Annotated in this window: 12 protein-coding genes and 1 tRNA gene; 6 read left to right on the forward strand and 7 right to left on the reverse strand. The window is 73.3% G+C overall.

Annotation, left to right across the window (positions count from 1 at the left end; translation table 11 throughout):
* Positions 1 to 73: 73 nt before the first annotated feature.
* Genes ACH4UK_RS15985 through ACH4UK_RS15995 form a run of 3 tightly spaced genes read left to right on the forward strand, consistent with a single transcriptional unit; the run spans position 74 to position 3,020 of the window.
* Positions 74 to 841 (forward strand): (Fe-S)-binding protein, encoded by a 768-nt coding sequence (locus ACH4UK_RS15985; protein ID WP_398356688.1) that lies wholly within the window; start codon positions 74 to 76, stop codon positions 839 to 841.
* Complete coding sequence (locus tag ACH4UK_RS15990; RefSeq protein WP_398356690.1) at positions 838 to 2,391, forward strand: lactate utilization protein B; 1,554 nt, start codon at positions 838 to 840, stop codon at positions 2,389 to 2,391. The genes ACH4UK_RS15985 and ACH4UK_RS15990 overlap by 4 nt, the downstream gene beginning before the upstream one ends.
* A complete protein-coding gene (locus ACH4UK_RS15995; protein WP_398356692.1) occupies positions 2,388 to 3,020 on the forward strand; it encodes a lactate utilization protein C in 633 nt (210 codons plus the stop codon). The genes ACH4UK_RS15990 and ACH4UK_RS15995 overlap by 4 nt, the downstream gene beginning before the upstream one ends.
* A 3-nt stretch (positions 3,021 to 3,023) precedes the next feature.
* On the opposite strand, the gene ACH4UK_RS16000 is transcribed toward ACH4UK_RS15995, so the two are convergent.
* Entirely contained in the window at positions 3,024 to 4,943 is a 1,920-nt protein-coding gene (locus ACH4UK_RS16000) for a DUF2264 domain-containing protein (protein WP_398356694.1), read from the reverse strand.
* Between the two features lie 148 nt (positions 4,944 to 5,091).
* On the opposite strand from ACH4UK_RS16000, the gene ACH4UK_RS16005 reads away from it, so the two are divergent.
* Positions 5,092 to 5,865: a sulfite exporter TauE/SafE family protein gene (locus tag ACH4UK_RS16005; RefSeq protein ID WP_398356695.1), complete on the forward strand. Its 774-nt coding sequence runs from the start codon at positions 5,092 to 5,094 to the stop codon at positions 5,863 to 5,865.
* A 34-nt stretch (positions 5,866 to 5,899) separates the two neighbouring features.
* Here the strand turns inward: ACH4UK_RS16005 and ACH4UK_RS16010 are convergent, their stop codons facing one another.
* Both ACH4UK_RS16010 and ACH4UK_RS16015 read right to left on the reverse strand, forming a co-directional pair.
* A complete protein-coding gene (locus ACH4UK_RS16010) occupies positions 5,900 to 6,355 on the reverse strand; it encodes a hypothetical protein (protein WP_398356697.1) in 456 nt (151 codons plus the stop codon).
* Positions 6,356 to 6,468: 113 nt separating this feature from the next.
* Positions 6,469 to 6,948 (reverse strand): DUF309 domain-containing protein, encoded by a 480-nt coding sequence (locus ACH4UK_RS16015; protein WP_398356699.1) that lies wholly within the window; start codon positions 6,946 to 6,948, stop codon positions 6,469 to 6,471.
* 110 nt (positions 6,949 to 7,058) lie between these two features.
* Here ACH4UK_RS16015 and ACH4UK_RS16020 point away from each other — a divergent pair, with 110 nt between their 5' ends.
* Positions 7,059 to 9,713, forward strand: a complete 2,655-nt coding sequence (locus ACH4UK_RS16020; protein WP_398356701.1) for an ATP-binding protein — start codon at positions 7,059 to 7,061, stop codon at positions 9,711 to 9,713.
* A 50-nt stretch (positions 9,714 to 9,763) separates the two neighbouring features.
* Positions 9,764 to 9,837 (forward strand) — tRNA-Pro (locus ACH4UK_RS16025).
* A 175-nt stretch (positions 9,838 to 10,012) separates the two neighbouring features.
* Here ACH4UK_RS16025 and ACH4UK_RS16030 read toward each other — a convergent pair.
* The 4 genes from ACH4UK_RS16030 to ACH4UK_RS16045 all read right to left on the reverse strand — a co-directional run bounded on the left by ACH4UK_RS16030 (position 10,013) and on the right by ACH4UK_RS16045 (position 12,976).
* Positions 10,013 to 10,417, reverse strand: coding sequence for an SHOCT domain-containing protein (locus ACH4UK_RS16030; RefSeq protein WP_398356703.1), 405 nt, complete (start codon positions 10,415 to 10,417; stop codon positions 10,013 to 10,015).
* Positions 10,418 to 10,450: 33 nt separating this feature from the next.
* Positions 10,451 to 10,972 (reverse strand): NUDIX hydrolase, encoded by a 522-nt coding sequence (locus tag ACH4UK_RS16035; protein ID WP_398356705.1) that lies wholly within the window; start codon positions 10,970 to 10,972, stop codon positions 10,451 to 10,453.
* Positions 10,973 to 11,066: 94 nt separating this feature from the next.
* Positions 11,067 to 11,966 (reverse strand): hypothetical protein, encoded by a 900-nt coding sequence (locus tag ACH4UK_RS16040; RefSeq protein ID WP_398356706.1) that lies wholly within the window; start codon positions 11,964 to 11,966, stop codon positions 11,067 to 11,069.
* The gene (locus ACH4UK_RS16045; protein WP_398356708.1) at positions 11,963 to 12,976 is read right to left on the reverse strand and encodes an SPFH domain-containing protein; all 1,014 of its coding nucleotides are present in this window, start codon (positions 12,974 to 12,976) and stop codon (positions 11,963 to 11,965) included. Before ACH4UK_RS16045 ends, ACH4UK_RS16040 begins: the two co-directional genes overlap by 4 nt.
* Between the last annotated feature and the right edge of the window lie 30 nt (positions 12,977 to 13,006).

The raw sequence follows: 13,006 nt of genomic DNA on the forward strand, positions 1-13,006 counted from the left end.
CCGACCATAGAAACCTCATAGTGAAACGCGACGGACACCCGACCGCCGCGGCGAACCCGACCGGGGAGGCTCCATGCGCATCGGACTCTTCGCCACCTGTCTGGGAGACACGCTCTTCCCCGACGCGGTGAAGGCCACCGCGATCCTGCTCACGCGCCTGGGTCACGAAGTGGTGTTCCCGCCGGGCCAGACCTGCTGCGGGCAGATGCACATCAACACCGGCTACCAGCGCGAACCCGTCTCCCTGGTACGCAACTTCGCGGACGGGTTCGGCGACGCCTCGATGGAGGCGGTCGTGATGCCCTCGGGCTCGTGCGCCGGTTCCGTCCGGCACCAGCACAAGATCGTCGCCGACCGCTACGGGGACGCCGCGCTCCGCGCCGGAGTGGACGCCGTCGCCGCGAAGACGTACGAACTCTCCGAACTCCTCGTGGACGTCCTCGGCGTCACCCGGGTCGGCGCGTACTTCCCGCACCGGGTGACGTACCACCCCACCTGCCACTCGCTGCGGATGCTCCGGGTCGGCGACAAACCGCTCCGGCTGCTGCGGGCCGTCGAGGACATCGACCTCGTCGAACTGCCGGGAGCCGACTCCTGCTGCGGCTTCGGCGGAACCTTCGCGCTCAAGAACGCCGAGACGTCCACCGCGATGCTCCACGACAAGATGGACAGCATCAAGGCCACCGGGGCGGAGGTCTGCACCGCCGGGGACTCCTCCTGCCTGATGCACATCGGCGGCGGGCTCTCCCGGATCCGGTCCGGGACCCGCACGCTGCACCTCGCCCGGATCCTCGCCGCGACCCGCACCACGCCCGACGTCCTGACGGAGGCCTCCGTATGAGCACGTTCCTCGGCATGCCCGCCCCGCCGCCCCGCTCCCCGTACGGCACCGGCAACCTGCGGGGCGACAGGTCCTTCCCCCGCGCCGCCCACGACGAACTGGGCAACGACCAGCTCCGCCGCAACCTCGGCCGCGCCACCGGCACCATCCGCGCCAAACGGCTGGACGTCACCGGCGAACTGCCCGACTGGGAAGCCCTGCGGGACACCGGCTCCGCCATCAAGACCGACGCCATGAACCGGCTGCCCGAACTCCTCGAACAGCTGGAGCGTCAGGTCACCGCGCGCGGCGGCACCGTGCACTGGGCGCGCGACGCCGCCGAGGCCAACGAGATCGTCGCCCGGCTCGTGAAGGCCGCAGGCAGCGACGAGGTCATCAAGGTCAAGTCCATGGCCACCCAGGAGATCGGCCTCAACGAGCACCTGGAGTCCGTGGGCATCACCCCGCACGAGACCGACCTCGCCGAACTCATCGTGCAGCTCGCCCACGACAAGCCCTCACACATCCTGGTGCCCGCCATCCACCGCAACCGGGACGAGATCCGGCAGATCTTCCTCGACCGGATCCCCGGCGTCGACCCGGACCTGGACAACGTCCCCGCCCACCTCGCCGCCGCCGCGCGCGGCTACCTCCGGGAGAAGTTCCTCACGACGAAGGTCGCCGTCTCCGGCGCCAACTTCGGTGTCGCGGAGACCGGCACGCTGGCCGTCGTCGAGTCCGAGGGCAACGGCCGCATGTGCCTGACCCTGCCCGACACCCTCATCACCGTGATGGGCATCGAGAAGGTACTCCCGCGCTTCCAGGACCTGGAGGTCTTCCTTCAGCTCCTGCCCCGCTCCTCGACGGGCGAGCGGATGAACCCCTACACCTCGCTGTGGACCGGAGTGACGCCCGGCGACGGTCCGCGCGACTTCCACCTGGTCCTCCTCGACAACGGGCGCACCGCCGCCCTCGCCGACGCGATCGGGCGCGCGGCCCTCAACTGCATCCGCTGCTCCGCCTGCCTCAACGTCTGCCCGGTGTACGAGCGGACCGGCGGCCACGCCTACGGATCGACCTACCCCGGGCCCATCGGCGCCGTCCTCACCCCGCAGCTGGCGGGGATGCACGCGGCGAAGGGCGACCCGAACAGTTCCCTGCCGTACGCCTCCAGCCTCTGCGGGGCCTGCTTCGACGCCTGCCCGGTCAAGATCGACATTCCGTCGCTGCTGGTGGAACTGCGCCACCAGCACACCGAACAGACCGGCGTCACACCGGAGAAGGTGGCGATGAAGGCGGCGGCCGCCGTGATGCGCCGCCCGGCCCTTTTCACCGCCGCGCAGAAGGCGTCCGTCCTCGGCCGCGCCATCGCGGGACGCGACGGGACGATCTCGCGGCTGCCCCCACCGCTCAGCGGCTGGAGCGACAGCCGCGACACCCCGGCCCCGCCCCGGCAGACGTTCCGCTCCTGGTTCGCCTCCGAGGGGGGCGCCGACGCCCTGCGCGCCGCGGCCGCCGAACACGACGCCGCGATCACCGGCGGCGAGCACGACGAGGAGGACGCGACATGACCAGTGCCCGCGACACCGTGCTGGGCCGGATCCGCGACGCCCTCGCGTTGGCCCCGGCGCCCCCCGTCGTGGTCCCGCGCGACTACCGCACCGGCCGGGTCCTGCCCGACGAGGAACGCCTCGCCCTGTTCACCGACCGGCTCCTCGACTACCAGGCACGGGTGCACCCCTGCACGGCCGACCGTACCGCCGAGGTCGTCCTCGACGTCCTGCGGGAGCACGGCGCCCGCCGCATCGGCGTGCCGGCCGGGCTGGAGGCGGACTGGATCGCCGGGTACGACGGCGAGGTGCGGCAGGACGACGAGGACGTCGCGCCCACGCAGCTCGACGCGCTGGACGCGGTGGTGACGGGATCGGCCGCCGGCTGCGCCGAGACCGGCACGATCTTCCTGGACGGTTCGCCCGGCCAGGGCCGCCGGGCGCTGTCCCTCGTCCCCGACCTGCATGTGTGCGTCGTCGACCTCTCCACCGTCGAGGCGGGCGTGCCCGAGGCGGTGGCGCGCCTGGTGCCCGAACGGCCGACGACGCTGATCAGCGGACCGTCCGCCACCTCCGACATCGAGCTGGAGCGAGTGGAGGGCGTCCACGGGCCCCGCACGCTGGTGGTGGTGATCCGCACCGACGCCTAGCCGTCAGAGGGCGTACGGCTGCCCGTGATCCACCGTCACCGCCGCACCGCCGAAGGTGACCCGGGTCAGCGTCCCGTCCGCCGCCCAGCGCACCTCGACCGTGTCACCCGCCACCGCCACCCGGTCCACCAGTCCCTCGAGCGGGGCGGCTTCCGGGTCGGCGGTGAGGGAGGCCAGGGCCGCCAGGACCACCGTGCCGGTCACCTCGGCGGCGAGCCGGGGAACGGTCGCCCAGGAGGTGAACGCCGTTCCCTGCGGGGCCCGTACGTCCTCGGGGGCGTCCCAGCCGTGCAGCCCGTGCAGCTGCGAGCGCACCGGGCCGCCGGGGTCGGTCGCCCAGCCCGTGAGCTCGGCCCGCGCCCCGTCCGGCGCGCCCAGCACCCGGTGCAGCCGCAGCTCGTGGCCGCCCCGCGCCACGGTCACGCTCTCCACCCGCAGCCCGGGGACGGTGGACGGGCCCGCCGGGAACACCGGCAGATGCCAGGAGGCCGCCCAGCCCCAGCCGACGCCGTGCCCGGACCCGAGCGGATGGATGCGCCGCCGTGCGCTGCGCGCCCCGCCGACCGTCACCGACAGATGGTTGTCCGCCGTGTTCGCGGCCGAGGTCGGTCCGGTCACGGTGGAGTACGCGAGCCGCGCGTAGTGCGGGTCCTCGTCCGCCGCCGACTCGCCCTCGTCCGGCCGGACATGGTCGCTGCCGTGGTTGTGCAGCCGCACCACGCCGTCCGCCCGCGTCGACTGCACCAGAAAGCCCGCCGCCGGCACCGACAGCACCCGGTCGGGGCCCTCGCTCGGGGCCGCTTCCTCCGTCGACGCCCACAAAGGGTGCTCGGCGGGGGCCAGGAGGGCCACGAACGCCTTCGACGCCCAATAAGGGGACGCGGGGCCCGAATAGGTCTGCAGGGTCGCCGGGTTGGGGCCGTGCCAGCCGAGACTCAGGAGTCCGTCGGCCCCGACCGCACCGCGCTCCAGGAAGTACCGCAGCGACCCGCTGACCACCCGCCGGGACGCCCCCGGGGCGAGCGGGGTGTGCCCGGTCACCGCGCCCAGGCCCACGCCCGCGCTCGCGGCGAAGCGGTAGGTCAGCGAACGTCCGAAGTGCAGCGGGGCCCCGTCGCCCCCGAACATCAGCGAGAAGCTCTCCAGATGCTCGCGCAACCGCGCCCCGTGCCGCGCCGACTCCCGCTCGTCACCGGCCAGATGGGCGTCGAGCAGCGGATACAGGTGCAGCGCCCAGCCGTTGTAGTGGTCGAAGGCGCGCCCGTCCCCGTCCGCGTACCAGCCGTCGCCCCGGTACCAGTGCTCCAAGAGCTCCAGCGCGCGCTCCCGGGCCCGCGCCGTCTCCGCGTCGCCCCGGCCCACCGACTCCAGGAACCCGGCGACGGTGTACGGGAAGAGGTACCAGTTGTTGCCCGCCGGAACGTGCCGCAGCGCGCCCCGCAGCCAGTGTTCCGCCCGGTCCCGCACGTCCGGCGTCAGCCGGTCCCAGAGCCAGGGCCGGGTGAGCCGCAGGCCCAGGGCCACCGAGGCGGACTCCACCATGGGCTGCCCCTGCACCTGATGGTCCAGGATCAGCGGCCAGGACTCCGCGTCGTCCCGGCCCGGCGTCCGCGTACCGGCGTCGAGCCCGGCCGCGTACCGCTCCAGAAGGCGGTTGGGGTCCTCACCCGCCGCCCCCGCGACCCGGAAACCGGCCGCCAGGAACGTGCGCGCGTACCCCTCCAGACCGTCGGAGCGGACACCCGAGTGCGACGGGGGACCGGGCAGGTCGAGCCTCGCGCCGCCCGGGGTGGCCCACTTCCAGGCGGCGTCCAGCATCCCGTCCGCGGCGGCCTCCCAGTGGGCGCGGGTGTATCCGGTGTACGGGCTCGACGCACGGTCATCCGGGGGCAGCCCGAAGGGAGCCGGAGCGGCAGGAGTCATGCCGGAATCCTGATCGACTGATCGAAGTGGGTCAAGAGATCGATCGGAAGCGGGCTGATTCGATCAAACGATCACCGAGGGGGCGGTGGTGAGGTGAGGGTCTCGGGGCGCGAGCCGAAAAGCCGGTGTGCTTACCATCCTTCCCGACATGGACACCATCACCCTCTGGCAACTGGCCGCACTCGCGGCGGCATCCACCCTCGTCGGCTTCTCCAAGACGGCCGTCAGCGGTGCCAACACGATCAGCCTCGCGGTGTTCGCGGCCGTTCTCCCGGCCCGCGAATCGACCGGAGTGCTGCTCCCGATCCTCATCGCGGGCGACCTCCTCGCCGTACGCGTCTACCGCCGTCACGCCCACTGGCCCACGCTGCTGCGGCTGTTCCCCGCCGTCGCCGTGGGCGTCGTGGCGGGCACGCTGTTCATGCTGTGGGCCGACGACGCGGCGGTCCGCACCTCCATCGGCGCGATCCTGCTGTTCATGACGGGCGTCACGCTGTGGCGTCGCCGGGTCGTGGAGAGGGCCGCGGACAAGCGGGAGGACGACGGGAGCGGGAGCGGGGCCGGCGCCGGCCGGAGGGCCGCTCGCGGATACGGCGTCCTCGGCGGGTTCACCACGATGGTCGCCAACGCCGGGGGGCCGGTGATGTCGCTCTATCTGCTCTCGGCCGGCTTCCGCAAGCTCGGCTTCCTCGGCACCTCGGCCTGGTTCTTCCTGATCGTGAACGTGTCCAAGGTGCCGTTCAGCGTGGGTCTCGGCCTGATCGACGCCCGATCCCTGCTGCTCGACGCCTGTCTGCTGCTCTTCGTCCTGCCCGGCGCCTACCTGGGCCGCGCGTGCGTCGACCGGATCAACCAGAAGGTCTTCGACCGGATCGTCATCGGTGCCACGGTGGTCGGCGGACTCCAACTGCTGCTGATCTGAGGCCGCCGAGCCGCCGAGCCGCCGAGCCGCAGGCTCAGGGAAGCAGCAGCCAGTCCGCGCCCACGGCGGCCAGCAGCCCCGCGCCCAGCAGCCAGCTGGCCAGCCGGGTGCGGCCGTTCCTGCTCAGCTCGATCACCACGCCGCACAGGATGAGCGCGAGCCCGTAGACACCGACGACGAGCACCGACGAGCGGCTCGCGATGCGCAGTCCGAGCACGATCGCCATCGCCGCCATGCCAGCCGAGGAGAGGACGATCCGCAGCCGCCGGGCCTGGCGCGGAGTGAGCCTCTTCCCGTCCTGACCGGCCGGGGCGTCGAGTCCATCCGTCTCCGTCGCTGTCTCCGTCTCCGCCGTCGTCTCCGTCCGGACCCCCGTCCCCGCGGCGGCGTCGGCTATCGGGGCGTCGGCGCCCCGGTCCTGGTCGGACTGTTCGTCGTTCGGCCCGTCCTCGCGTTGGTCCCGGTGCTGGTCCTGGTCAGAAGTGCTCATGGAGCCGGATCGTAGTAGCTGTCGCGAGCCCCGGTCCGCGGACCCGGACCTTCCGCCCGCGCACCTGGCCCCGGGCCCGGCTCCTGCCCCGGCCCCAGGAGCCGCCCTGCGGACTACCCCAGCAGCCGGGGCGCCTCGGCCGCCGCGTCCACCGTCGGGCCCGACTCCACCCGGTCCGCCAGCTCCCGCGCCCAGTCGGACAATCCGGTCACCGCGATCCCGTGCGGCCCCGGCCCGGCGAACGGGGCGAGCGCTCCCGCGCCCCGGCGCAGCAGCCGCGCCCCGCCCGCGGTGTTGCCCCGAGCGGAATGGGTCAGCCCCACCGCGAGCTGGGCCAACCCCCGCCAGAGCTCGCGTTCGTCCGCCGGCCCCGACTTCCAGGCGTCCTCGAAGACCTCGTGCGCGTGGAAGGGCATCCCCGCGTCCAGCAGCCGCTGCGCCTCCCGGAGCGTCTCCGGGGGCGTGCGGACGACGCCCTCCGGCTGTCGTTCGACACCGGGCGTCCCGTACGGCAGGGGGCGTCCCAGTCCGTCACGGGGGCGCGCGTTGCGCGCCCGGCCCTCGGCATCACGGTCTCTGCGCGTCTCGTTCACCCCTCGATTGTGCCCCGCACCTGCGGGGAATCGGCTGAACCCCTTCGGCGAGCACCCGCGCACGACTAGGCTCGACCGTCGAGAAGACTGCCTCTGTGGGAAGGGTGGGCATGAAGCCGTCCCGGCCGTTGTACGAGCGTGAACCGGAACTCGCCGCCGCTGCCGAGGCGGTGGACGCCCTGTGCAGCGCGCAGGCCGTCGGCGGGCTCCTGGTCTTCAGCGGAGAGGCGGGGATCGGCAAGACAGCGCTGCTCGCGGAGATCCGGGCGATGGCCGCCGACCGCTGCACCGTCTGGTCCGCCCGGGGCGGCGAGACCGTCACCTCCGTACCGTTCCATGTCGTACGGCAGTTGTTGCAGCCCGCCCTCGACCGGTTCCCGCCCGACGAGACCCGGGCCCTCTTCGGCGACTGGTACGAGACCACCGCACCGGCCCTGGGACTGGCCGAGCCGAGCGGACCGCAGCCCGACCCGCAGGGTGTGCGCGACGGCCTGGACTTCGTCGTCGGGCGGCTCGCGTCCCGGCTCAGCCACCGGCCGTTGCTGCTCATCGTGGACGACGCCCACTGGGCGGACGGCGAATCCCTCGCCTGGCTGGCCTCGTTCACCGCCCGCCTCGGTGAACTCCCGGTCCTGGTGGTTCAGGCGCACCGGCCGCAGGAGCTGGCCGAGCGCGATGCCAACTACATCGCCGACCGCGAGGCCGAGCGCAGTGCCGACGGCCAGGGCACGGTGGCCCGGGTCGCCCTGCGGGCCCTGACACCGGACGCCACCGCCGTGCTGGTCCGCGCGGGCCTCGGCGACCACGCGGACGACCCGTTCTGCCGCGAGGTGTGGGCCGTCACCGGCGGCAACCCGTACGAGGCGGTCGAGCTGGTCGCCAAGGTCCAGGACCGCGAGCTGCCGCCGGTGGAGGAGTCGGCGGGCGAGCTGCGCGAGCTCGGCGCCTCCGCCCGGGGCAGCGGCCTCGTCGCCCGGCTGGAGCGGCTCGGCACCAACGCCAACCGGTTCGCCTGGGCCGCCGCCGTCCTCGGCACCGACATCTCCCAGGAACTGGCCGCCACACTCGCCGGAATGAGCTCGGCGGAGGCCGCCGACTGCACGGCCCGGCTGCGCGACGCCCGTATCGTCAGCGGCTTCGACCCGCTGGAGTTCGTCCACCCGCTGATCGCGACCGCGGTCTACCGCTCGATCCCGCCGGCCACCCGCACCGCCATGCACGGGCGCGCCGCCTGGGCGATCACCCGGGCCGGTCTCGGCGCCGCCGTGGCCTCCCGGCACCTGCTGGAGGTCCACCCGGACGACGACCAGGAGCTGGTCGCCCAGCTGCGGGAAGCCGCCGGCCAGCACCTCGCCGTCGGTGCCCCCGAAGCGGCCAGGCGCTGTCTGGAACGGGCGCTGGAGGAGCCGCCGCGCCCCAAGGACCGGGCCGTCCTGCTGTACGAGCTGGGCTGCGCGACGCTGCTGAGCTCCCCGCCCACCACGGTGCAGCACCTGCGCGCCGCCCTGGACATGCCGGGGCTCGGCGACGGACTGCGGGTCGACGCGACCTTCCGGCTCGCCGCCGCGCTCGCCCACAACAACCAGCTCAAGGACGCGGCGCTCTCGCTGGCCGCCGAGGCCGCACGCACCGCGCCCGGCCCCGGGCTGATGCGGCTGCAGGCCGCACACTTCATGTGGGAGGGAATGCAGGCGGCCGAGGACGACGGCCCGGCCCGCTCCCGGCGGCTCACCCGCAACGCCGACCATCTCAAGGGCCGCGACAACGCGGAGCGGGCGCTGCTCACGCTGCGGGCCTTCGACGCCATGCTGCGCGGTGAGAACGCCCAGCTCATCGTCGACCTCTGCGAACGCGCCCTGATCGACGGCAGCCCCGCCCGGGGCCTCGGCTGGACCGACTCCGAGTGGGGCTTCGAACTCCCCACCATGGTCGGCATCACCTACACCTTCGTCGACCAGCTGGACCGCGCCGAGAGCCTCTTCGGCGAAGCGGTCCGGGCCTTCGAGATCTCCGGCTGGAGCGGCGCCCACCTGGCGTTCGCCCACACCCTGCTCGGCATGGTCCACCGTCGTCGCGGCCGCCTCGCCGAGGCCGAGGGCTTCCTGCGCGAAGGACTCCGGCTCGCCGACCGCGTCGGCTCCGGACTGCCCGTGCACTGGGACGCGGCCTGCCTGCTCATCGACACACTGCTGGCCCGCGGGCGCACCGACGAGGCCCGCCGCGTCGCCGACCGCTACGACTTCGGCTCGCCCTACCCCAGCGCCATGGTGCTGCCCGACGGACCGTGCGTCCGGGGCCGCCTGCTGCTGGCGGAGGGCCGAACCGAGGAGGCGATCGCCGAGCTCGAAGCGGCGGGCGCCGCTCTGGAGCCGCGCGAGCGCTTCAACGGCATCTGGGCGCCCTGGGCCGGCGACCTGGCCCGAGCCCTGGCCGCGAGCGATCCGGCCCGCGCGGCCCATCTCGCCGCCCGCAACCGGGTGCACGCCGAACGGTTCGGCACGCCGACCGCCCTGGGCGAGGCGCTGCGCTGCGTCGCCCTCTTCGCACCCCCGGAGCGGGCCGCCGAACTGCTCGCCGAGGCGGTGGGCCACCTGGAGAAGTCCTCGTCCGCCTACGAGCACGCCCTCGCCCGGGTCGACTACGGCATCGCGATCAGTTCGCACCGGGAGCTGGCCCGCGCCCAGAAGCAGGCGATGGCCTGCGGAGCCGAGGGGCTGGCCGCTCGGGCCCGACAGGCGCGGGCGTCGATACGGACCTCGGAGTGAGGTAATGTTTGTCCTGCGCGGCCACCCGGGACAACCGGGAGGAATCGTAGCGGGACGTGGCGCAGCTTGGTAGCGCACTTGACTGGGGGTCAAGGGGTCGCAGGTTCAAATCCTGTCGTCCCGACTGGAGACAGTCGCAGTTCAGGGCCGGTTTCGGAGAAATCCGAGACCGGCCCTTGCTCGTTGTGGGAGCTGCCGGACGGTCATCCGCGCCCCCCGGTCCCGCAGTTCGGCCCGGAGAGCGCCGTCAACGGGTCTCCCCGGGGAGCGGCAGCGTTCGGGGGTCCCGCCGCTCGGACTCAGGCGAGCAGCTTCGCCTTCGCCCGCTCGTACTCCTCGGCGTTGAGCGCGCCCTTGTCCTTGAGTTCGGCGAGTTTCGCCAGATCGTTCACATGGTCGCTGCCACCGGATCCGCTCCGGCTCCCCGCGGCCTCGCGCACATAGTCGCGGAAGGCACTCTCCGAGTCCTTGGCCAGTTTGGCGTCGCGTTCGTGCATGCTGCGGCCGCGGACGATGAGGTAGATGAGCACGCCCAGATAGGGCAGCAGAATGACGAAGACCAGCCAGCCCGCCTTGGCCCAGCCGTTCAGCGAGTGGTCCCGGAAGAGGTCGGTGATCACCTTGAACAGCAGGAAGAACCACATGACCCACAGGAACAGATACAGCATGGTCAGGAAGAGGTTCAGGAGCGGGTAATCGTCCATGGGCCTACTCCGATCGCACGGATGGTCCCTTATTCATACAGCTGGTGCGATAGGTCCGCATCCGTAGGCGTCAGAGGCGATCCGCAGCACGTGCGCGGGCGGGTGGGCGATGCCCAGCTCCGGCCGCCAGGCCGCCAGGATCTGGGCCGACGGATCGAACAGCGGGGCCGGCAGTTCCTCGGGCGCGATCCACCGCCAGGCGCTGATCAGGTGCGGTTCGGTCACCTCCGGGACGCCGGAGGCGAGCCGTACGACGGCCGCCATGCTGATCCGGTTGATCCCGCCGATCACGTCGTGGACCATCGCGATGACCTCCACGGACGCCTCGTCGACCACGAGTCCCGTCTCCTCGCGCAGCTCCCGGGCGCCCGCCGCGGCGATCGACTCGTGCGTCGCGTCGACCTTGCCTCCCGGCAGCTCCCACGTACCGCTGTGGTGCCGGCCGAGCAGGACGCGTCCCCGGTCGTCCTCGACGATCACTCCGACCCCGAGGGCCGCCTGTGCCGTGGGCGGGCGGGTGTTGCGGGCGGGCTCGGTGACAGGGTCGGCTGACATGGTGCTGGCTCTCCGCTCTTCGGTGCCGGTGCAGGGTGCAGGTGCGGACCACCGTAGCGAAGCCGCCGGCCTGTCCGTGTCCGGGCGGGCGCGCTCAGGTGACCAGGCGCAGCGACCTCTCCGCGATCCCGAGCCGTACGCTCTGACCCCAGGTCAGCTCCAGGGCGTCGGACTCCATCCCGTCCCCGAAGACCACGATGCGGTCCGACTCCACGGTCAGCCGCAGCCCCTGTCCGCGTCCCAGCTCGCCCGCCACGCGCGAGGTCCCGGTCGCCGGGGAGGGCCAGGCCTCGCGGACGAACCACAGGAGCCGTGGGTCGCACGGGGCGGGCAGGGGGACCGTGCCGCCCCGCTCCAGCCACAGCGAGCGGAGCCAGCCGGTGGCGCCCGTGCCGGTGCCGACCAGCACCCCGGAGGAGGCCTGGGCCTCGCCGGGGGCCGTTTCGCCGGCGTCGCCCAGGCGGTAGCGGGCCGTCTGGTGGCCGGGCGGCCCGAGATAGATCTCGTTCAGGGCGAGGAGACGCTGGGTGTCGTCGGCGACGGCTTCGACCATGGTCAGCTCCTCCGCGCCGCCCCCTGCGGCGGTCGCGGCGCGCAGCAGGGTGGCCGCGTCGGCGTGGCGGTGGCGCACCAGGACGCCGGGGTTGCGCCCCGGGTCGGTGTCGATGCCCACCACCGGCTGTCCGGACAGGTACTTCGCGGTGTTGGCGACCAGTCCGTCCTGGCCGACCACGACCACCACGTCCTCCGGGGCGAACAGGAAGCGGTCCAGGTCCGCCCGCTCCACCCGGGAGCTGCGCCAGGTGAGCGGCACCGCCGCCGCCACCTCGCGCAGCGCCACCCGGGTGTGTTCGTGGCGGCGGGCCACCTCGTCGATCGAGCGGCCCCGGCTGGAGAGGAAGAACGCGGCCTGCCCGTGCGTCCCGTGCCGGGCGAGCAGCTCCTCGTACTCGGTGCGCCGGTGGACGAGCACCGCCCGGGGGGCCAGGCTCACGCGTCCGCACCGCCCGCCGGCCGCCCGAGCTTGGTGAGCAGGCCGGTGACGATGTCGGGGGAGAGCGTGATGCTCTCGATCCGCGGCAGGTTCTCCGCGAGCCGGGTCGCCGCCAGGGCGTGCAGTGTGGCCGGGGCGACCTCGCCGTGCACCCGCAGCCAGGCGGCCTGGGCCTCGGCCCGTGCCGCGCCCGTCTCGCGCGCCGCCTCGGCGTCCGCGCGGGCCAGCCGCACCTTGCGGGCCGCCTCCGCCTCGGTCCGTACGCCGTCGGCCGCGGCCTTCTCCTCGGCCTCGCGGCGGGCGTTGGTGCCGCGCTGGTCGACCAGCTGCTCCTCGCGTCGGGCCAGCTCGATCTGGCTGGCCAGCTCGTTCTCGGCGATGGTGCGCTCGCGCTCGACGGCCACGGCCCGCCGTTCGTAGGTCGCCCGGTCCGCCTCCTGCTGGATCTGCTCGCGGGCCGGGGTGCGCAGGGCCCGCTCGACCTCGGCCTCGGGGCGGATCGCGACGACGCGCACGGCCACCACGTCGATGCCGGTGGCCGGGAGCCGGGGCTCGGCGGCGAGACCCGTGGCGACCCGTTCGCGTACGGAGGCGACACCGTCCACCAGGGCCGCGGCGAGCGGGGTGCGGGCCAGGACGTCCAGCGTGTGCTGCTGCGCCGTCTCGGTGAGTAGGGTCGCGATCTGCTCCAGCGGTGCGCCGCGCCAGCTTCCGGTGTCCGGGTCCACGGAGAAGTCGAGCCGGTTCGCCGCCTCGGCCGGATCGCTGATCCGGTAGGTGACGGTGGCCTGCACGGTGACGTCCTGGAAGTCGGCCGTACGGGCGTGGAACGCCATGGCCAGCTCCCGGTCGTCGACCGGCACTTCGGAGAGCGCCGCCGACAGCGACCGGTACCAGAAGCTCAGTCCCTGGCCGTCGTGGGCGAGCCGGCCGCGCTTGTGGTGGCGGATGTGGGCGGTGGGTGCGGAGCGCAGGTGGCGCCAGCCGAACCGCCGGGTGATGTCGGCCATGAGGGCCCCCCTTTGATGTCGTCATGATGA

This window comes from Streptomyces sp. NPDC020884 (assembly GCF_044333935.1).
Classification (GTDB): domain Bacteria; phylum Actinomycetota; class Actinomycetes; order Streptomycetales; family Streptomycetaceae; genus Streptomyces.